Origin of the sequence: Gottfriedia sp. S16(2024), from assembly GCF_050473765.1 — a bacterium.
Taxonomy (GTDB): Bacteria; Bacillota; Bacilli; order Bacillales; family Bacillaceae_G; genus Gottfriedia.
Window position 1 is genome coordinate 4,234,413 of the sequence record NZ_JBFLUO010000001.1, and the last position, 20,140, is coordinate 4,254,552.

Here is a 20,140-nt window from a genome sequence, read left to right on the forward strand (position 1 = left end):
TGTACACTTCTCAAGAGTTTATGCATATAAACGAAGTATTCATATTTATGAACAACCCTTATTCCGAATGGTCATAAAAATAGACTACTGATTAATGATATTAGTACATTTTTCTTAATTTATCTATTAAAATCGGTATTTATAAAATAGTAGTTAACTAGACTTTCTCCATAAGTTGTGCCTGAGATCATAAATAACAGCATTTAAATTTAAGAAGAACTTAATTTAATGAATTCTTCAGCATCTTCCACACATAATTTTATTCCTTTTTCCCAGAATTCTTCTGAAGTAATATCTTCTCCTAAATGTTTCATAACTAAATCTTCAACAGTCATACTTCCTGAATCACGAAGTAAGTTTAAATAATCTTTCTCAAAATCTATTCCTTTCTCCTTTGCCTTTGCATAAATGCCCAAAGCAAATAAATACCCAAAAGTATATGGGAAATTATAAAAAGGCGATTGAGTAATATAGTAGTGTGGAGTCCAAACCCAAGAATGGATTGAAGGTTGTTCTAGGGAACCAGCATAAGCCTCATTTATTGATTCTTCCATTAACTGATTTAGTCGATTGGCTGAAACAATCCCTTCATTACGTTCCTTGTAAAATCTCTGCTCAAAAATGAATCTCGAATGCATATTCATAAAGTTCATTACACTACGTTTTAATTTTTCATCCAATATAAATAATTTTTCTTCTTTTGACTTTGCCTTTTTCATAGCCGCATCAAAAATAATCATTTCGGAGAAGGTTGAAGCAGTCTCGGCAATACTTAACGGATAACGCTTATTCAACCCATTTACCGACTTCATGGCATAATTATGGAAAGCGTGCCCCAGTTCGTGAACAAGAGTTAACACATTTAAAAAAGCACCTCTAAATGTCATAAAAACTCTTGATTCACCTGTTAGTGGAAAACTAGCACAAAATGGAATGGCAGACTTATTTGGACGATTTTCTGCTTCTATCCAACCTTCATCGAAAGCTTCCTTAACGAAAGCTTCTAATTCCGTTCCAAACTGTCTAAAATGTTCCGTAATAAGGGTAGCAGCTTCCTCGAATTTTATCTCTTGATTACTTTTTGTAATGGGAGCCCAAAAATTATAAGCCTTCATACTAGATTCGCCTATCATTTCAGCTTTTTTATTCAAGTAATTTGAAAAAGGCTGTTTATATTTACTGATCACTGTCCACATCGTATTCAGCGTTTCTTCCTTCATTCTGTTCTTTTTCAAAGGTTCTTCTATTTCACTTTTTATCCCGAGTTTGTTATTCACTTGTATACGAAAGCCAACAATGTGATTTATAATTTTACTAAATAATTCTTCTTTCTCTTTCCATGTAGACTCTAATACATAGTGAGCTTCCTTTCTCACTTCTTCATTATGGTGTGACCGCAAGTTAATGGCTTGTCCAACTGATAGAGTCTCTTCTTTTCCGTTAATTTGAATATTTAAGTTAATACTACTTACTAGATCCTTATAGAAATGTCCCCAAGCATGGTACCCATCGATCATTAAATCAGAAATCAAATTTAGCTCCTCTTCTGACAAATTCTTAGCTGCATTTTCACGCCATTCGTTTAGAATAAATCTATATTCGTGTAATTCTTCGGTTTCTAGTATGCTTTCCCAAACATCTTCCTTTGTATTTCTTAATATCTTCTTTACTTTCGATAATTCTTTTTCAAAACGAGATTCTATTTGAGCAACTTTTCCTCGTAATACCGCCGCATCTTGATCCTTTGGATTTTCTGCAAGGAGACAAGTGATAAACGAATTAGCTTGCGTTAAGTACAACCGAATGTTTCCGATGTTTTCTACTAAATGCACCAATCTAATTATTTCGTTTGTTGAAAGTGGAGTAATAAATGTTTTAACATTACCTTCTAGTTCATGTACTTGAGCTTCTAATCGATTGAAATGATTTAAAAATTGAATTGATGTGCTTCCGCCCATAAAAACCTTATCTAGATTCCACTTTTTAGAATAGCTTGTTTTCTCCATTAGTTACCTCCCAGTAATATGTATTTACCACAAAAACGAACATACATTCTTATCATAACATATATCTGATGTTAAAAATCCATACAATTATAAGAGATAGTAATTTTGTAAGATTAATGTCAATTGTTCTACTCTTCTTCCAATTTGTTCAATAAAAAAAGACCGACGATTTGCCGATCATGTTGTTCAACTAAAGCTTGCTTCGTTGTACAAGAAAATAATTTATTTAGTAACAGCAACTAAATCATCCAATGTTAGTAATGAGTACCTTATAATAGACTTCTAATTTTATTCATCTAATGCATTCTTTTGTTGAATAAGCTAACTTTTTATCGTAACTACAATCAAAGATAGTAAGCCAAGGTAATCACTTTGATTTCTTCTTTTAATAACGTATTATTCACATCTTATTTTCTACATAAATAAAATCCTACATCTTTTGGATCACGCCAAACTCTTCCAATACGGGCTAATCTATCCTCAGTTTCTAATTTCAACCAGTTTTTCATATCAGTGTATAAGTCCGTATCGTGAGGTATATTTAAAGATGGAAACATGCTGATTATATAATTCACGATTGGCTCAGGCTGTCCAAAAATTAATGAATTAGAGATCACTTTTTCTTCTACTTTATCAAACACTGAATTTAACAGTTCTTTTGCATTCTCTATACAAAATGGAGCAGCTGGCGAAACTCTCTCAGGGAATCCAAATTCTAATAGCATGTCATTACAAAGTTCTCTAATTTTTGGTAATGAATCACGAGAATTTGTAGTGGTAATTAGTCCTCCGTTTGGTTTTATTACTCTTTTAAAACCTTCTATTGTTCCTTGAAGATCTGGCACATGATATAGCATATGTCTTGCTACCAACCAATCATATGAATTACTTGAAAAAGGAAGTTTTCTTGCATCTCCAATAATCCATTCAATATTTAAATTCTTTTGATTAGGTTTCTTTTTTGCTTCTTCAATCATTTTAGGTGACTGATCAAGTCCAGTAAGATGTCCTCTATGCCCCTTTGTTTGTAATATAGAAAGGAATGCCCCAGTCGCACATCCAATGTCTAGTATCTTTTCATCATTTGTTAAATTTAATAGTTTAATAACCCATTCATCTAAATCTACACGTTTTTCTTCGTACAATAAGTGTGTATCAATTCGTACTTGCAAATTTGTACTTGCTCCATATTGACGTTTAACATCATTCATTTTTTGTGATGCCACTTTTGCACAAAAATTTTGAATCGCGTGGGTTAGGAATTCTGTTTTATTTATTCCTTCATAAATTAATGCGTCTTCAAATTTTTCTAAAATTGTTTCATTGATTCTAAAGTGAATGCTCTTACTTTTAATATTCGTCCCCTCCCAAGCATTTATAATAAGAACATAGCACGCTTTAAGATTTTCCGTAAGCATTTGTGTACACAAACTCTGTTAGAAGATACCCTATTTTTTTGATTAGAATTTTCATTTATTTCATATAAAAAAGCCAGCAATTTAATGCTGACCGATTCTATCCTTATTGAACTTACGCTTGCCTTAGGTACATATAAAACCTTTCGCTTTAGGAAAAAATTTTCTTAATTGAATTAAATCATCAATTACAAAATCAGCTTGTTTGAGTTCATCTTCTTGTGAAAAATCAAAATTACAACCAATCGCCGTTAAACCATTATCCTTAGCTGCATTGATGTCAGATAAGCGATCTCCTATAACAGCGCCACTTTTAATTTCATATTTGTTAACAATAGTTTTGACTAAATCTCCCTTATTAAGGGTTTGAATTTGTTGAATACTAAACGTTTCAGTAACCCAATTATCTAACTTATAATACTTTACAATTGCATTTAAATAGTCTGTTAAACCATTACTCGCTATGTAAATTGAAAAATTATTGTACTTTAAAAATGTAAAAATCTCTTTTACATTTGGATATAAAGCTCCATTCCCATTATTAATGTTCTCAATTAATCTTTCCTGAAAATAAGCATCTGTTTGTTCTCTTACTTCCTTAGAATAACAAGGTAATAACACTTCCCAGACTTTAAGGTACTCCCATTATTTCACGGTATTTTTCAATAGGCGTTACTGTATCCCATAAATTTAGTGAACGTAAATGGTTAAAAGTATCATTAAGTGATAACTCTAAAATTTTATCTGTTTGAAATAATGATCCATCCATATCAAATATTAGTGATTGTTGCAATGAGATCATCTCCATTTGAAATCTGATTAGTATTTTCATTAGTTAGTTTATTAAAAACTTCCTAGAGATTAATTTATTCATTTTCTATATTTAATAGGGATCTATATTAAACCAAGCTTCAATTTAATTTAAATTCTGATCTAACTGCTTCTAATAGGATTTATGAATAACTGAATTTGGAAGAATTGCTCTGTAATATTTACCTATCTTCTCAACCTCAGACATTATACGACTAATTCCTATTTCAGATAAATTCCAATTATCTTTTGTTATTCCAAACCGATCAGTAACAGGCGATACAATAAACTCAGTTTCTACTGGAAACTCGGTTTGATAGCATAATAATGCACGACGTGAGTGACCTGCTTTACATACTATAATAACCTTTTTAGGCTGTATTCCTTTTTCTTTTAAGACCTCAAATGAAAAACGTGCATTTTCCAATGTATGCTGTGCTTTCTCTTCTTTTAAAATGACATTTGCTGGAACACCATTTTCAATACCTATTTGCTTCAAATATTCCCACTCAGTTGTCTTTATGCTTTCTTTATATCCTCCAGAAGGTAATATATAGGGTGCAAAGCCTTGTTTATACAATGAACTAGCTTTTTCCATTAACTGAGGGTAGTCTGATCCTGGAATAAGAATTACATCTGCTGATTTTATCTCATTTTCAACAAAAATAAAGCCTGTAATACATTCAAAAGGATTATTCACATGATTTTACCTCTTTTATCTTCAAGTACTATTAAATAGATTTTTTATTTCAATGTCGATAACAACTCTTCGTTTCTAACCTCCATACAATATTCTTCTAATACATGATTTCTGCCCCCGTGTTTCTCGTACCATTCTTGAACTCGTTTTACATGTTCTTTATCGCCTCTAACATTTGCTTCAATTTCTTGATACTTTTCATAACTGTCATACTCCCAAATGGCGAATATTCCTGTGGTTGTTGTATCATGAGAAATCATCCATCTTCCTGTCAATCTTGCACCGTGCTTATGTTGATTTGGTAAATTCGTTTCATTAAAGTGTTCATTAAACGCCTCAACGAATTCATTTTTTACAATGTGAAATTTCCTTCTATAAAACATGTAATTTATCTCCCTATTTCTCTTATTTGTCAATTACTAGTTTAGTTTTTTTCAGAATGTTCCTTTAGTTAATATTAAAATTTCAAAGTGCGCCAGCCGTTACTTTTATCAAATGTGGCAATGCTAAATAAAAAGCACTTACTGTAAAAAGATGATTAATTTCTCCACTTTTTATTTTAGAGTACATATCTTCTACATCAACCAACTTGATTTCAATCACTTCAGTGAGGTCTAGTTCCTGTTCAAATGCTTGATAAGCATCTAAAATTAAATATGTTATTACTTTATTATTTTGTGTTGCTGGATTAATAAAAAACTCTCCTAATAAAATTGGTTCAGTTTCTGTTTTATATCCAGTTTCTTCTCTTACTTCTCTTAATATAGCTTCAATATAAGTTTCAGTACCTTCAGATTTTCCTGCTGGAATCTCTAGAAAATACTCCTGTCCAGCGTATCTATACTGCTTTACCAATAAAATCTTTTTCTCTTTTGTTACCACAATAGCGTTTACCCAATTAGAATACTCATTTACATAGTAATCTTGTATTATATTTCCATCAGGCAATTGACAACAATCTTTTCTTAAATTTCCAAAAGGAGTTTTAAATATATATTCCGAACTAAGTGTTTTCCATTTCTTCATTCTAATAGCTCCTTATAAATTTGGTTAAATTCCTTTTTTAACTAAATTCAACTACAAAAGTATGCGTAAAATGTACAAGAATGTAATAAATTAAACTTCACTTTTTCTATAAATCTTTAACTGTCCGCCTGAAGACTGAACCCAACTCCAATTATTAAGTACATGTTCAAGAGGTAGACATTGATATGGATTAAACATCGTTTGCCCTTGTTTATTAAATACTAAACCATTACTCAATACAAAACACGAATGCAGTGTATTTTGATCTTTTTCCCAAATCAATACGTCATTTGGTTGGATCGAACTAGATTTAATTCTCACATAATCTTTATTTTCCAGTTCTTCATAAAATTCTGCTGGAAGTACCCATTTATTTAAGTAAGATGTTAGTTTGCCCTCATCTTTCTGCAATGCTGCTAATACAGCACCCAAGCAGTTCGGTCCATTGTTACTTCCAAATGTATTCAGTAAAGAAGCAATAGTTAGGTATTCACTCTTTAATGCATTCAAGTATGTTATATCTGAAGTAGAATCCATATCTACAAACATATTTGCTACATAAAGTAATATGTATATTCTTATTTGGTAAGGCAAAGCTTTCCATAAAAAACCTTGTAATGTAATCATTTTCGTTCCATCTATATTAATTGAAAAAGTATCGAGAGCATTCTTTACATCAACTGGAATGTCTCCTATAACGTTTCGTAATTCATCTAACTCAAATATGTATCCTCTATTGAGGCGTATTTGTTCGCTCAAGACTGCTTTTTGTAAATCTTCCTCCCAAAAGAGAAACTCCTGATTAGATACAATACCTATATAACGAGCTTTTGCAGAAATATTCCACGGCAAGTAAGAGGTTTTTATATCTAATGACAACTCAACTGTTGCACGTGCATTAACTACAACAAAATCTGGACGATCCTCAAAATAAAAGTATTAATATCAGGGACTAATTTTTGATCCCATGCTTTTAAAACTTCTTCTGTAATTCTATTATTTTTTACTTCATACATTATTTCTCACCTATATTTAACCTTAATAAATAAGGATTTTTTAACTGATTTTAATTGCATAATGATATATTTCAACACATTATGAGCACTCCCATTTCCAAATAAGTAAGCCATTTAACATAATAAAAATGACCGTGAAAGCAATCTTCTATTACTTCAACTAATACATGCTTTAGTTGCACACCTAATTTCTCTATTAATTCTATTAAACAAACTCATAAAATTCTTTTAATGCTTTAATAACTGCATCTGGACGATCAATATGTATTGCATGTCCAGCATCATCAACTATTATATGCTTACTATTCGTGGACAATTTAACTAGTTCTTCTTGAAATTTACTCCAGTAAATCCATGACTCTGTTGTATGGTATGGTTGTGTACCACCAGTAACCACAAGAAGTGGCATATTTCCAAGTGACTTAGACTCACTAACTTGTTCAAGACTTTCTTCAAATTCATTTAATGAAGCTTCAAAACTAAATTGACCATAATATTCTTTTTTTACATTATCTGAAAATAAAGGAGCCATAAATTTATTTTGGTCCTCATGAACTGAATCCAAAAGTATTACACCAGCAACTTCTTCAGGATATTCACTTGCAAATAACCTAACATTTGCTCCACCAAAAGAATGTCCAACCAATATATATGGTGGTTTCACGCCTGCTTTTTGAAGTAAAGTATGAAGGTTTTCAACATTTTGCCTACTATGACGTGGTCTATTGTCTTTTCCACTTTCCCCAATACCTGCTCTATCATAAATAAACATCATAGTAAACTTTGAAACTTCATTTCTAATTGTTTTCCAATTATTTAAGTCCCACCCATATCCAGAGTCAAATACCATAGTTACATTTGCATCTTTTTTTCCAAAAAACTCATAATGTAGTTCTATACCACCTATATCTACTTTTTGCTTACCTTCATTTTTCTTAACATTATGCATATTTAAACACCTCCAAAAATCATTATTTTTATATATTAATATTCTCTAAAATAGTAATGATTTCCTTTTTAACTAAATTGAAATAGTCGAAAGGAGCCATCATGGCTCCTATAAGATATTTTACTTAATTTTAAACGTTGTTTGTTCAACTAATCTGCCATTAACTCCATAAAAAAAAACCGACTAAACAGTCGATCATGTTGTTTAACTAAAGCATCAGTTAATTGAATTAGGAAATTACTTAAAACAGTATTCACTTGTAATTCTATATATACAGTCTAGGATTATGTCAGGACGATCTAGAAATACAGAATGCCCTGAATTACCAGCAAATAACAATTCACCTTTTGAAGAGAGTTTAACTTGGTTAATAATTAATTCCGACCATTTCTCTTCAAAGATTCTTAATTCCCATAAAGGTATTCCTGTTTTCAATTCTGACATAATGGTGAATTCTTTATCTCGTCCAATGACAATTAACGGTATATCTGGAAAATCCCCCAATTTTTTGATTACTTCAGCATCGTTTTTCCATTGTTTAATCTCTGATGCCATCGCTCTATAAAGTGATGGATTTACTTGAAAGTCCAATAATCTCTGTTGAATATCAATAGGTAATTGAAGATGTTTCTTATTCAATGTTGGCTTAATTGTTTTAGATAATCGTTCAATATCTTTACTCGCATAACTTAAACATTTTTCAATCCAATCTTCATCCGATTCTTTATCCATTACAGGTAGATTTAAATTATCCAACTCTTTCAATTCAACGGAGGTAGAATCAACTAAGATTACTCCAGCTACCATTTTAGGATAAGATTTAGCAAAGTGTTGAGCACATAGTCCACCATAAGAATGTCCAATTAAATAAATTGGTTCTTCAATCTTAAAATGATTAAGTAATGCTGCTAGATCACGTACAGTCGATTCAGTATTATTTATTCCTGCCCCAATTTCACTTTTACCAAGCCCTTGCCGATGAAAAGTGAGGATTCTACTGGTATGACTTAATTTGTCTATAACCTCGTACCACTCATCATAGGAACACCCCATACCTGTAAGTATTACAATTAAAGGTCCTTTCACTCCTTTGTATAGCACTTCAATTTTATTATTATTTATAAGAATATATCGATTACTATCCATACTACTTAATCTCTCTCCCCTGATGTAACTAATCTGCTATTTAAAACAAAAGATTGTTCAAAAAATAAGACCGCCGAAGCAGTCGATCATTGTTCAACTAATGCATGCGTTAGTTGCATAAGGAATTGTAATTAGCAATGCACAATTTTAAGTTTGCTTAACAAATATTTTTGAAATCTCCAATTTATCATTCTTTGCTAATGAATTGATTAAATAATGTATACCAGCTTTTCCTGTACTTCCTAAGTCAAAATATGTAATATATTTATTTCTGAATTTCTTAATATATCTCATAAAATTCATATAATGATCGCCTGATTTTTCCGATTCAAGATTCCAATTTTCATATGCACTCTTTAAGGTATCAACTACTAATTGTTTATCGCCTTCATTTTCGGTGCTTAAACTTACTTCTAGGTATATGTCGGATTCAATATTTCCAGAATATTCTACTTCAAATGGAAAAGTAAAAGAATCAACAACAACAGTCTTTTTCTTAGATTGCATTTTTATAGCGTTAACTGGAAAATCTTCACACCAGCTAAAAGTAATATCAATGTCTTCCACATTATCAGCAGGGAGAATATTTTTTTTGTCAGATGAGCTCCATTTAATTGTTACATCTCTACTAAAAGATCTCCAATCAACAGCACTAACTTTCATATATCCAAGTCCATCGGTAGCAAGTTTTGCTCCATCTTCTTCGATCAATATGCCCCATAAACAATTAGTGATTGGTTCATCTAATAGTGTAGAACCACTTTCAGTAAGTTGAGTGATCATTTTTGAAGTAAATGAAGGATGAAAATCATCTACAAATGTAAAATCCAATTTTAACTCTTTCTTTTTTCTTCCCATTTATTTCACCCTTCTAAATTATTAAATAGTGTAACATTACATTTAATTTGTAACTCTTTTAATCAACTATCGCATGCGTTAGTTGAAGAAAATCAAATTTAATTCTTTGAAATAACATATCCTTAGTTAATTGATAGAAAGATACAATATGCGTAACCTCCAACACATAAAAATTGTATCAACCCTAATTTTTTAGTTCTTTTATTATTACTCAGTTGACTACTTATTCCAGCAAATAAACATGTAATTAAACTTAATGAATAGAAAATGACCATATTAATTCTGGTTGAAGAATGTAACATGTCATAAATACCATAAACGGAATAAACAATAAATAGAATTAAGCCACAAAAAGCTAAATAATCAAAGATTTTCTTAACCACACACTCAATCCTCTCTTATTACGATGATAACTTTAATAAGTTTACTTTCAACTAAAGCATTGCTTAAGTTACTTAAATGATCTTATATTTGTAGAATTATTTTTATTTTATCATTAAACAAAAAAGTATTAACCCATCAAAAGAATCATATAATTGCAATTTCTTATCGAACTAAACTGCCATTTTGTTCAATAAAAAAGGACCGACAAAATCGTCGATCACGTTTTTCAACTAATGCATTCGTTAGTTGCATAAGGTTAATAAATTAATTATTATCTGGATCATATTTTTTAAGATACTTTCTCCAGATAAATGAATAAACTAGCAAACCGATTATTACACCTATAAATTCATCAAGTCCTAAAAATCTAAATATCATTCCAAATACTAAAATAGATGTACCACCGAGTACAATTTCTAACAGAATAAATATATTGCGGTTCATTATAATACCTCTAGTTATTATATAAATTATGATTCACTATACATTGGATAGCCCCTGGGAATCTACTACTATCGCATGCGTTAGTTGAACAATTGGTCATAAAAGTACCATAGTAAAAAAACTGTTACTCCTAATAAAAATACTCCAAATACAATAGTAATAATTTTAAATAAAACTATATGATATCGTTTCGGTAACCATTTTTCTGAAATCAATACTAATATTGCCATAAAAAATTCAACAAATGGATCTGTATCCCATCCAGAAAACTCTCCTCGTTCATATTTTTTAATACCAGCATATAATGTGTTTCCAGCAGCCAATAATATACCTAGTGAAATTAGCAAAACCAATGAAAATATTAAAAAATGCATTTTGGAATCCCCTTAAAATATATAAGATTATTTTATTTAGCACTTATTATTTTAGTTAGTCTAAGGATTAATTACTTTCTTTTTTGTTTAAGAATTTTATAAGGTACATTAAATGTAATGTATATCATTGTTAAACCAACTAAAATCGCCCCAATAAATCCAATTCCATTTGAGAAAATTTTAAAAGGTTTAAAACCAACCATTACTAAAATTAGATAACAAATATGATAAGTAAATGTAAAAAAAATAAATATAGCAAAGTCCTTAATATTTTGTTTCCAATTAATTTTTTTAGATTCAAAGTAATAAACAGTGCTCTTTCCAACAAAATAAATTAGTGCATAAATAAATGCGTCTTTGAAAGTGAAGTCTATACCACTGACTAATAAGACAACTAATAATATTCCAATACTTATCCTTTTTTTCATCCGATGTTTCCCCTAGAAGTGTTAATTTTGTAAATCCTTTATTTATTCATCACTGTTCTTTTTTTATTGTTTTGTATAGAAACCAGCCAATCCATTTTCCAATTATTATTATTGATACGATATAAAAAATACAACTGGTACCCACTTTGAACCAATTTGCATTTAAAATCTAATCCTAACTAAATTTTATCACTTATTTATCGATTAATTATTAGAAAAAAAATCCATTTCTTATTGAACTAAACTGCCATTTACTACAAAAAAAAAGCCGCATTTAAGCAGCTCGTGTTAAGTAACTAATGCATGCGATAGTTACATAAGGATTTCGCAGTTTGTTCGTAAAGTACATTTTTTTACCGAAAGTTTAACAACCTTATTGCTTTATCGTGTAGTTCGGGTAGTTCTAAAGGTAAATCAAACCCACTACTGCCATCAAATCCTTCAAATTCCTTATGAAATCTAACTTACTTTGCCTCATCTGGGTAACTTTCAGTAAGTTCAACTAACTCTTTCGCCCACCTATCCCAAGTAGAATCCTCAATTATAGAACCATTTAATTGATAATAAATATACGAATGAACCAATATTTGTAAACGTCTTTGTTGTATCTTCTCTCTAATCGTTTGTATCATTATTCCATCCTTTCGTTAATCACTACTGACATTATCAGTTTTTTTATTACTTCGTGTTCGACAACATATACAATACCTCCCCACGCTTCGTGGTTCTCATAATTGCTTTATACTTCTTTTTCGTTGAACTAACGCATTAGTTGGTTGTATTAGTTTATATATTATCTAATTAAAAGCTTTCCTTCTAAACACATAAAAAACTGCTGATCCTACTGCGGTACTCAATGAAAACACAATTAGAAAAATGAAGTCTGAAGAACTTGCAAAGTCTGGCTCGAAGAAAATAAGTGCATATATAATTCCACCGTATACCAAACCTAACAATATGAAATGATAAAGTTTAGCAGGTTCACTGACAATGAACAATCCTTCTCCTATCGCACATCCACCTAATATGAAGAAAGCTCCAATTACCCACATACCTACAAAATCAGTTAATTCTGAAGCAGTATAATGTCTACCATTTAGAATGTAAAATAATACAATTACTAAGGTAATCAGGATAAAAGAAAAAACTGATGCTAAAAAAGAAACTAGAAAATTTTTCATTTGACCTTTCTCCTGAAAATGATTATTTTTTTAGATTTTATTCGACATAAATTGTTGAAATCCTTGTTCAACTAATCTGCCATTTTGTTGTATAAAAAAAATCGACTAAACAGCCGATCAAATTGTACAACTAGTGCATGCGATAGCTGAATAAGAATCTAAATAAAAAATTTAGCTTTTTATTATTTCGTTTTTTCAAAGTCTAAGATTTTCAGACAATTTCTATCTTCATCATCAATATGAATTGTTGTGATATCTTCTATTTTTATTAACGATTCTCCATCGCGTTTACCAAATTGAGTTAAATTGGTTACAATAAGCACTCCATTTTCTTCGCTCTTTATTAGACCTTGAACAGTAGCACTTTCGTATAGTTCTATCAATACAACAAAGTTGTTCCGTTTAGCAAACTCGATAATACCCATCATTAAATTTTCATTATTTATATCAACTTTGATATGGCTTTGTTTCTTTGCTTTATATAATTTATCTATTTTGCGAAGATAAAGGGTATCCAAGCTAATTTGATAGATTTTTTCGGTTTGAATTAAAGAAAAACCATCGTACATACCAGTTGGAGAGACATTAGCTAAAATTACATATTCATCTGATAAATTAAGAACTTTTGCTACTGCACAAGTATCAACATCTCCCAAATCAGTGTAGATTTCAACAAGTTCTTCTTTATTTGTTAATTTAAATAATTGTTCCTTCAAACCTAATCACCCCTATTTAAGTAATATTCATAAATTAGTTCGATATAAAAGTTGAACGTTCCTTCTTTAGCTATTCTGCCATTATGTTAAATTAGAAAAAGCGATCTTCTATTGAAGAATCGCACGCTTTAGTTGCATTAGATTATTTCTTTGGTCCGCCAACATACTCTGTTTTACCACTCCAAAAGTCATCAAGATGAATCCACCATTTTAATGATTCAGGAAGTAAGAATTTTTTTATTCCATCATGATTCCCTGCGTGCTGCTGTATATCTTCAAGTAATCCAACGGTAGCAGCTTCTTTAACAACTTCATCTCCTTTGATGTGCAATCGCTCAACCAATTCAAATATAGTTGGGAATTCATCATATTGTCCTTTTTTATGTAATTCAGCTACATGTCGTGCAAAATCAGATATATCTATATACAATAATTGTTCTTCATTTTGTTCATAATTATCTTTTAGATATGCCTCCCATCTTTTTTTATAAGAAGGACATGCTCCTACTAATAACTTCATTACATCCTGTTTTTTAATTTCAGTACTCACTTGGAACACCTGCTTTAAATTATTCTTAATAATCTTTAATTCATTCATATTTGTAAATTTATTTTTATTTTATCATTAAGTCAAAAAGTATTAATCAATCAAAAGACTCATGAAAATTACAATTACTTATTCAACTGATATGAACGAAACTGTCAACTCACCATACCCAAATGGTTTTGATTTTATGTTTTTAGGCAGTCTTATTCTAAGACTGCCAACTTAGTTTTTAATTTTTACTAAGTCTGTGAATTACCATTCTTTTAAGAAAGAATAGAAGTTTTTATTTTCAAACCTAAAGAATAACCTCTTTAAAACCTTGGCACGAAGGCAAAAATTATCAACAGTGATTTACAATCTGATATGCGTGGGTTGGTTACCACATTTCATTCTATCCGTTACGGAGCTGCCTCGATCTAAACGCGCACGTTCAGTATTTTACCTAGTGCATAGTTGAACTAGAGGGTTCTCCTTACCGTGTTTGCCTCCGAGCCAAAATTTCAATTTTAGTTAGTCTTTAGATTTCATTTATAATTAGATTTTTATATTCCTGTTTTGAGTAGAAGATTACCTATTAAGCAACAGATTGGATTAATTTTTGATCCTCAATACTACATCCAATTGCCCAAATAAAACCAAGTAACTCACGAGCGACGGCTACAACTGCAAACTTTCCTGCCTTACCTCTAGCTGTAATTCGATTATATTTTAAATTGAGACGATGTTGGGCTTTCCACGCAATTCTTTGTGCTTCAATTGGTTGTCCAGCCTGTCTTTTCAATAATTCACCTTTAAGAGAAGGTCGATGGCGGTATGCCCAGGAACATTCTACTAAAGCTCGGCGAATGTGTGAGTTTCCTATTTTAGTAATTGGACCCTGCCATCGGCTTGAGCCACTCGAGTATTCCTTCGGAACAAGTCCAGCGTAGGACATTAATTGCCTTGGATTCGAAAAACGTGAAAATTGACCAATTTCTGCGACTAGTGTGACAGCTGTAACCTCGGCTATTCCTCTTAAAGTCTGAAGGGCTTGTATGACAGGTGCATGTTCGCTTTTGATTGCTTCCTCATGAACCTGTGCTTCAATACGCTTCATTCTTTCTTCAACCTCATAAATTGAATGTAAATATTCTTGAAAGACGATACGTAATGATGATTTTTCAAAAGTGAGCGTATTTAACCAGGTACGATGTTTGATTGTCCAGTTCCTAACACCTTGAGGTGGACGTATTTCATGACGAAGCAAGAAATGAACTAATCTTTGACGTGCTTTTTGTAAATCTTCGCGAGTGTCAGAACGAGCATGAATTAAATCTCTCAATGCCTCATGGATTTCGTCAGGTACCCAAACAGCCGTTAGTTCGCCAGCTCGAAGAAGCTGAGCTAACCGTAATGAATCGCGACGATCCGTTTTTACTCGATCACCAGTACGTTTAGGAATTAGTGTTGGAGCAACTACAATACATTCAATTTCCATTGATAAAAGTTGACGGTAAATACTATATCCACATGAACCAGCTTCATAACAAACTAGTAAATTCTCTGGATCACCTAACTTCTTAAAAAGTTTTCGAATAGCTTCTGGGGTATTTGCGATATTCCCATGAAATCTTGGTGCAGCTCTTCCTTCATCAGCAATTCCAACAGCAATAATATCTTTTGAAACGTCTAAACCAATAAATTTTTGACCATCCTTCATAATACACGGCTCCTTTTGTTTGTAGCTCTACATTTGGTTTGGGTAGGCTTTTTGATTACTACCATTTTTGCCAAGTGCAACCTACGATAAGCAAAATGGAGCCGTTTCGTTCATTATGACTAAACTGCCATTTAGTAAAATAAAAAAGACCACCGAAGCAGTCGACGTTGTATAACTAAAGCATCAGTTAGTTGCATTAGTTCTCTTATAATTCATTAAAAAACTCTTCATTTCAGCCTTTTTAATGTAGAAGAAAAATCGTTATATTTATCGATAACGTTTTGTTCTAATGGGTGTCCTTTTTCTTCAAATTTTAACGGTAGTACTCCTTCTTTACGTAATTGTCTAAGATGTTTGCTAAATGCTTTATCAATAGCTGTTACGAACTGATTTAGATTAAAATGATATGTATTTCTGACTCCAGAATTTTTCATTATATTTTCAATCCTGATTATATTGCTGTCTTTTATAAAATTATAATAGTCACCATTTCCGTAATTACTCAAACGAGCACGACTACTCTTCCCAGAATAAAGGGAGGATAACTCAGAGAAAAGTTGAGGTAAAATTATAGAACTTAAACCAGATATAAAATTGAAAACCTGATAATCTCCTGAAACGGTGATTTGAACATCTCCATTTTCAAGATCAATATCTACTAAAACTTTATATGTTGAACTCAAGTTAACACCCCATTTAAGTGTGATAATAATATAAAATTCAATATGATTTAAAAAATCTTTGGGCAACTATACTCTAAATATAGAAATATGAGTTGATTGTTCGTAATCAACTCATAAATGTTATTAAACTATCGCATCAGTTAGTTACATAAGGAATAATAAGGATTACTTGCAGTTCTCACTCCAATTTATTACTTCTGCTTCTAATACACTTACTTCTCCTAAGCTTAAAATGTGAGGAATAAATGGAAACATTCCAAACTTATTCCCTTTTTTATTTTCTTCCTCATAGTAATTTCGGGTATCGATTGGAAGCGCAGTTATTTCTTCATATTCCTCTATATCAATAAAATGAACATCTTCGCTATTTATTTTCGCAGCAGGTCCTATGTAATTTTCTTTACGGTATAAATAGACCACATTCAAATTATTTACTAAGTTTGTAGTCGGAATCTTATAAAACATTAAATCTGTTTTTACTTTTACACTAACAGATCTTAGGGCATTATAAACAAGATGTGGATGTATAGGTAAAAAATGAATAACATCATTCCATAAGCAATTTAATTTTGGAATTTCTTTTTCCAAAAGTTTTGGTCGTTCAGGGTGATCATAATATTTTTTTGCATAGTGTTTATATAGCTCTGAATCCAAAAACTTTATTTTATTTAAGGGCATAAGTGTTTCTCCACTCATATTTTTTGGAACCATGTGATAAACGTATTTAATAAAATCTCCCCCTTTTTTTCCGCACCTTTCATAATTCTATTTTAAATTATATTAGTCCTTCTTATTGAACTATTCTGCCATTTACTTGAATAAGAAAAAGCTACCGAAGCAGCTTAAAGGTTGTTCAACTATTGCATGTGTTAGTTACTCTAAACTTCTCTCCAATTACAAACTCACTTGAACTTTCTCATGGTTTTTTGCTCAATTATATTTTTGAATAACTCAAAATTATAAGCCTCTTTATCAATATAAAAAGTTTTCCTTCCTGATTTTATGTAAGAAAATAGTAGATTTACACCAACATCATTTATATCTGAATACTTTATCTCATATTTTTTCCAAAAAAAAGTCCTATAAATGAAAAAATCAGAATTGCTATTTACAAAAATTCTCCTCGAAATTGTACTATTACTGTACATTACACATAATAATATGAGTCCTATAAAAGCAACTTTTATCCATAATTCACCCTTATCCTCTGAAAAAACTAATGCAAGTATATAAGCAGTTAATAATATGCTAGTAGCTATTATCCCTATCCAAACATAAATTTTAGTAGTTCGTACTATATATTCATTCTTATCTTTATTCGTTATTAATTCCTTATTTTTGTTTTTATCAACAAAATAAAATATCACCATAAAAATAAGCATAAGAAATAAAATTTTCATTATTGCACCTTCCCTAGAACAAACATATAAGTTAGTATTTCCCACGTTCTTATTCCACTAATCTGCCATTTAGTTGCATAAAAAAACGATCCTTCGTTATTGAAGAATCGCATTAGTTAGTTGAATAGCATTTTTTATTTTGTTCTTTTTCATTAATTTAGTATCGAATACTCACTGCAAATCAAAATCAATACAATAAGAAAAAAAGCAACCTTATACCATAGACGATATTTAGATGACTTATTATTTTCTGAATCACTTTTTTTATTTTTCGAAGTAGACATTTCATAAATCAACGGAGCAGCCCCAACTAAAGCAAATATTAATTTTATAATCAGTTCCATACTTTTCTCCCATTTCTAACGATATGTTACTTCTATTATAAATTCTTTTCAAAAGTCTGTAACTTGGGGGAATTTCTCCTTTTTTACTTGAAATTTAATATTTTTTCTTCAACTAAACTGCCATTTAGTTCAACAAAAAATCGGCTTTTCATCCGATCACGTTGTTCAACTATCGCATTGCATTAGTTACTTATGAAATTTTTTTTTCTTTTGCATTTGTATGCTCGTTAAATAGCTGTGTTTTTATTCGAAGTATTTCTTACTTTGTTTATGATTTTAAAGATTATATAAAATCCTAAATAAAAACTTAAGAAATTAAAAATAACATCTTGTAACATAACATTCCAATGACCAGTTTCTGTATAACCGAAAACTATATTTGGTTTTCCAAACCAATGATAATATGGTAATTCTTTAGGGTTTGTAGGGATAAAAGCAGTTATTACCGTTGTAACTAAACTTAGTATAGCAACTAGATTTTTTTTCATTTTAATCCCTCCGTCAAAGGTTTTAAGTTAATTATACCAACTCAACGACTTTCGTAATTTGGGGGAATTCCGTTTTTTTACATAGAATTTCAGATAATCCTTATGCAACTAACCTGCCATTTTGTTGAATAAAAAAGGCAGTTGCGACTCGTGAGTTTGTTCAACTAATGCATTAGTTAGTTGCATAAGAAAATTATAAATAAAGTTATAAACACTAAATTTTAGCTACTTTAGAATATTGAAATTTTTATTTTTCTTATCCAGCTCTTTGATAATACTTTTCTATTTATTTGCAATTTTACGTAACAAATAAAGTGCATAAACTATTTCAGGTATAGCCCCTATCATCATAATTATTTTTATTACACCTAAAATTAAATACCAAGGTGATACAAATACACTCATTTTAAACCCTTTGGAGAAATATTTTTGTAATGTTTTTCCTTTTACACCTCTTTAAAAAGAGTTCTACAATAAATATTCTCTTACCTTTAATTTAAAGTCGGGTGATTTTTTTATTCTTGATTTAATAACGTTTATACGATTTCGTATTGAACTAAACTGCCATTTTGTTGAATAAAAAAGGAACTGCGCTGCCAAAGCAACTCATGTTGTACAACTACTTTGGAAGTGCGACATAAACTTCCATGCACTGTGGTGAATCTGAGGATTCATGGTTGGCTAACGCATGTATTAATTATAAAAGCTACCGATAAACAACTAAGCTATCATTTAAATTACAAATAATTTATTAACTTTATTTAAGTTATTAACTACTGCTTGATTAAAAACTACTTCCAATCTCTTACTAAGTTCATTAAAACTTTTGAAAACTTGTTAATCAAACCCCGATTCTTTTATTTACTTCATTTCTATATCGCTTAGTGTTTGATTCCTTATTCTTTTACCAATCGCATTAATGAAAAGTTCAACATGATAAAACACATTTGAAGCGTATGAACCGAATAATAACATGAAAAATAACCCACGAATATTATCTAGAACGCTCAGTGGCAAACTTAGTGTTTCATATACAAATAATGGAAAAGTCACAAACATCCCAGCAATTGCATACATTCCTACTTTTGTGAAGTAAGAAGTTCGTTTGGAGGGATAGCGATGTAGTTGATGCCATTTATCTACTCCATACGATAAAAGGATACCAGCAACAAAGTAAATGACCCCTGAATAAATAATTGCTAACGAAAAAAGTTCAATAAAACCAAAATGATATGTATCTTCTGGTGTGTGTGGGTCATAAGAAAAACAGGCATAAATAAATGAAAAACAAATCGTTGAAAGTGAAGCTATGAAAAGTTTTTTAAGCATTTTTTTGACCAATTAGTATCACCACCTAAATATTTTGAAGGACTGAAATGAAAGAAAGTATAATTGCAATAATATTATAATTAGTTTAAAACATTACTTTAAAGATTCAATGATTTAATAGACCTATTTCCCAAAATGTATACTTATTTAATAATTTAGCTCTGTTAAGTTTAAATGTTGATTTTTAGCAAATGAAA

The 20,140-nt window shown here is 30.5% G+C and carries 22 protein-coding genes and 1 pseudogene; all 23 read right to left on the reverse strand.

Annotated elements, in window-relative coordinates; translation table 11 throughout:
* Window positions 1-209 precede the first annotated feature (209 nt).
* The 23 genes and pseudogenes from AB1282_RS20200 to AB1282_RS20310 all read right to left on the reverse strand — a co-directional run bounded on the left by AB1282_RS20200 (window position 210) and on the right by AB1282_RS20310 (window position 19,955).
* Window positions 210-2,006 carry a M3 family oligoendopeptidase gene (locus AB1282_RS20200; protein WP_429900160.1) on the reverse strand — a complete coding sequence of 599 codons (1,797 nt, stop codon included), beginning with the start codon at window positions 2,004-2,006 and terminating at the stop codon, window positions 210-212.
* A gap of 407 nt (window positions 2,007-2,413) precedes the next feature.
* Window positions 2,414-3,424, reverse strand: a complete 1,011-nt coding sequence (locus AB1282_RS20205; RefSeq protein ID WP_429900162.1) for a class I SAM-dependent methyltransferase — start codon at window positions 3,422-3,424, stop codon at window positions 2,414-2,416.
* Between the two features lie 123 nt (window positions 3,425-3,547).
* Window positions 3,548-4,223, reverse strand: a pseudogene (locus tag AB1282_RS20210) (HAD hydrolase-like protein).
* Window positions 4,224-4,364: 141 nt separating this feature from the next.
* The gene (locus AB1282_RS20215) at window positions 4,365-4,931 is read right to left on the reverse strand and encodes a YdcF family protein (RefSeq protein WP_429900164.1); all 567 of its coding nucleotides are present in this window, start codon (window positions 4,929-4,931) and stop codon (window positions 4,365-4,367) included.
* Between the two features lie 44 nt (window positions 4,932-4,975).
* Window positions 4,976-5,314, reverse strand: coding sequence for an NIPSNAP family protein (locus AB1282_RS20220; RefSeq protein WP_429900166.1), 339 nt, complete (start codon window positions 5,312-5,314; stop codon window positions 4,976-4,978).
* An 82-nt stretch (window positions 5,315-5,396) separates the two neighbouring features.
* Window positions 5,397-5,957 (reverse strand): NUDIX hydrolase, encoded by a 561-nt coding sequence (locus AB1282_RS20225; RefSeq protein ID WP_429900168.1) that lies wholly within the window; start codon window positions 5,955-5,957, stop codon window positions 5,397-5,399.
* Window positions 5,958-6,047: 90 nt separating this feature from the next.
* A complete protein-coding gene (locus AB1282_RS20230) occupies window positions 6,048-6,836 on the reverse strand; it encodes a hypothetical protein (protein ID WP_429900170.1) in 789 nt (262 codons plus the stop codon).
* A 342-nt stretch (window positions 6,837-7,178) separates the two neighbouring features.
* Window positions 7,179-7,922: an alpha/beta fold hydrolase gene (locus AB1282_RS20235; RefSeq protein ID WP_429900172.1), complete on the reverse strand. Its 744-nt coding sequence runs from the start codon at window positions 7,920-7,922 to the stop codon at window positions 7,179-7,181.
* 237 nt (window positions 7,923-8,159) lie between these two features.
* Complete coding sequence (locus tag AB1282_RS20240) at window positions 8,160-9,068, reverse strand: alpha/beta fold hydrolase (protein ID WP_429900174.1); 909 nt, start codon at window positions 9,066-9,068, stop codon at window positions 8,160-8,162.
* A 147-nt stretch (window positions 9,069-9,215) separates the two neighbouring features.
* The gene (locus AB1282_RS20245; protein ID WP_429900176.1) at window positions 9,216-9,926 is read right to left on the reverse strand and encodes a hypothetical protein; all 711 of its coding nucleotides are present in this window, start codon (window positions 9,924-9,926) and stop codon (window positions 9,216-9,218) included.
* Window positions 9,927-10,574: 648 nt separating this feature from the next.
* On the reverse strand, window positions 10,575-10,754 hold the full coding sequence (locus AB1282_RS20250; RefSeq protein WP_429900178.1) for a hypothetical protein: 180 nt from the start codon (window positions 10,752-10,754) through the stop codon (window positions 10,575-10,577).
* A gap of 80 nt (window positions 10,755-10,834) precedes the next feature.
* The gene (locus tag AB1282_RS20255; RefSeq protein WP_429900180.1) at window positions 10,835-11,128 is read right to left on the reverse strand and encodes a hypothetical protein; all 294 of its coding nucleotides are present in this window, start codon (window positions 11,126-11,128) and stop codon (window positions 10,835-10,837) included.
* 71 nt (window positions 11,129-11,199) lie between these two features.
* Window positions 11,200-11,556 (reverse strand): hypothetical protein, encoded by a 357-nt coding sequence (locus AB1282_RS20260; protein WP_429900181.1) that lies wholly within the window; start codon window positions 11,554-11,556, stop codon window positions 11,200-11,202.
* Between the two features lie 464 nt (window positions 11,557-12,020).
* The gene (locus AB1282_RS20265; protein WP_429900183.1) at window positions 12,021-12,188 is read right to left on the reverse strand and encodes a DNA ligase LigA-related protein; all 168 of its coding nucleotides are present in this window, start codon (window positions 12,186-12,188) and stop codon (window positions 12,021-12,023) included.
* 165 nt (window positions 12,189-12,353) lie between these two features.
* Window positions 12,354-12,737 (reverse strand): hypothetical protein, encoded by a 384-nt coding sequence (locus AB1282_RS20270; protein ID WP_429900185.1) that lies wholly within the window; start codon window positions 12,735-12,737, stop codon window positions 12,354-12,356.
* A 182-nt stretch (window positions 12,738-12,919) separates the two neighbouring features.
* Complete coding sequence (locus AB1282_RS20275; protein WP_429900186.1) at window positions 12,920-13,453, reverse strand: hypothetical protein; 534 nt, start codon at window positions 13,451-13,453, stop codon at window positions 12,920-12,922.
* Window positions 13,454-13,595: 142 nt separating this feature from the next.
* Window positions 13,596-14,003, reverse strand: a complete 408-nt coding sequence (locus AB1282_RS20280; RefSeq protein WP_429900188.1) for a DUF7674 family protein — start codon at window positions 14,001-14,003, stop codon at window positions 13,596-13,598.
* 571 nt (window positions 14,004-14,574) lie between these two features.
* Window positions 14,575-15,699 (reverse strand): IS110 family transposase, encoded by a 1,125-nt coding sequence (locus AB1282_RS20285; RefSeq protein WP_429900190.1) that lies wholly within the window; start codon window positions 15,697-15,699, stop codon window positions 14,575-14,577.
* Between the two features lie 227 nt (window positions 15,700-15,926).
* A complete protein-coding gene (locus AB1282_RS20290; protein ID WP_429900192.1) occupies window positions 15,927-16,382 on the reverse strand; it encodes a hypothetical protein in 456 nt (151 codons plus the stop codon).
* A 165-nt stretch (window positions 16,383-16,547) separates the two neighbouring features.
* Window positions 16,548-17,060, reverse strand: a complete 513-nt coding sequence (locus tag AB1282_RS20295; protein WP_429900194.1) for a group-specific protein — start codon at window positions 17,058-17,060, stop codon at window positions 16,548-16,550.
* A gap of 224 nt (window positions 17,061-17,284) precedes the next feature.
* The gene (locus tag AB1282_RS20300; protein ID WP_429900196.1) at window positions 17,285-17,782 is read right to left on the reverse strand and encodes a hypothetical protein; all 498 of its coding nucleotides are present in this window, start codon (window positions 17,780-17,782) and stop codon (window positions 17,285-17,287) included.
* Window positions 17,783-18,353: 571 nt separating this feature from the next.
* Window positions 18,354-18,614, reverse strand: a complete 261-nt coding sequence (locus AB1282_RS20305) for a hypothetical protein (RefSeq protein ID WP_429900198.1) — start codon at window positions 18,612-18,614, stop codon at window positions 18,354-18,356.
* 861 nt (window positions 18,615-19,475) lie between these two features.
* Window positions 19,476-19,955, reverse strand: a complete 480-nt coding sequence (locus tag AB1282_RS20310) for a hypothetical protein (RefSeq protein WP_429900200.1) — start codon at window positions 19,953-19,955, stop codon at window positions 19,476-19,478.
* Window positions 19,956-20,140 lie beyond the last annotated feature (185 nt).

What these genes read in the sequence shown, in the direction of transcription:
- AB1282_RS20200 (WP_429900160.1), bottom strand. Translation starts at nt 2,006, where the DNA reads ATGGAGAAAACAAGCTATTCTAAAAAGTGGAATCTAGATAAGGTTTTT.
- AB1282_RS20205 (WP_429900162.1), bottom strand. Translation starts at nt 3,424, where the DNA reads ATGCTTACGGAAAATCTTAAAGCGTGCTATGTTCTTATTATAAATGCT.
- AB1282_RS20220 (WP_429900166.1), bottom strand. Translation starts at nt 5,314, where the DNA reads ATGTTTTATAGAAGGAAATTTCACATTGTAAAAAATGAATTCGTTGAG.
- AB1282_RS20225 (WP_429900168.1), bottom strand. Translation starts at nt 5,957, where the DNA reads ATGAAGAAATGGAAAACACTTAGTTCGGAATATATATTTAAAACTCCT.
- AB1282_RS20235 (WP_429900172.1), bottom strand. Translation starts at nt 7,922, where the DNA reads ATGCATAATGTTAAGAAAAATGAAGGTAAGCAAAAAGTAGATATAGGT.
- AB1282_RS20240 (WP_429900174.1), bottom strand. Translation starts at nt 9,068, where the DNA reads ATGGATAGTAATCGATATATTCTTATAAATAATAATAAAATTGAAGTG.
- AB1282_RS20245 (WP_429900176.1), bottom strand. Translation starts at nt 9,926, where the DNA reads ATGGGAAGAAAAAAGAAAGAGTTAAAATTGGATTTTACATTTGTAGAT.
- AB1282_RS20250 (WP_429900178.1), bottom strand. Translation starts at nt 10,754, where the DNA reads ATGAACCGCAATATATTTATTCTGTTAGAAATTGTACTCGGTGGTACA.
- AB1282_RS20255 (WP_429900180.1), bottom strand. Translation starts at nt 11,128, where the DNA reads ATGCATTTTTTAATATTTTCATTGGTTTTGCTAATTTCACTAGGTATA.
- AB1282_RS20260 (WP_429900181.1), bottom strand. Translation starts at nt 11,556, where the DNA reads ATGAAAAAAAGGATAAGTATTGGAATATTATTAGTTGTCTTATTAGTC.
- AB1282_RS20265 (WP_429900183.1), bottom strand. Translation starts at nt 12,188, where the DNA reads ATGATACAAACGATTAGAGAGAAGATACAACAAAGACGTTTACAAATA.
- AB1282_RS20270 (WP_429900185.1), bottom strand. Translation starts at nt 12,737, where the DNA reads ATGAAAAATTTTCTAGTTTCTTTTTTAGCATCAGTTTTTTCTTTTATC.
- AB1282_RS20285 (WP_429900190.1), bottom strand. Translation starts at nt 15,699, where the DNA reads ATGAAGGATGGTCAAAAATTTATTGGTTTAGACGTTTCAAAAGATATT.
- AB1282_RS20295 (WP_429900194.1), bottom strand. Translation starts at nt 17,060, where the DNA reads ATGCCCTTAAATAAAATAAAGTTTTTGGATTCAGAGCTATATAAACAC.
- AB1282_RS20300 (WP_429900196.1), bottom strand. Translation starts at nt 17,782, where the DNA reads ATGAAAATTTTATTTCTTATGCTTATTTTTATGGTGATATTTTATTTT.
- AB1282_RS20305 (WP_429900198.1), bottom strand. Translation starts at nt 18,614, where the DNA reads ATGAAAAAAAATCTAGTTGCTATACTAAGTTTAGTTACAACGGTAATA.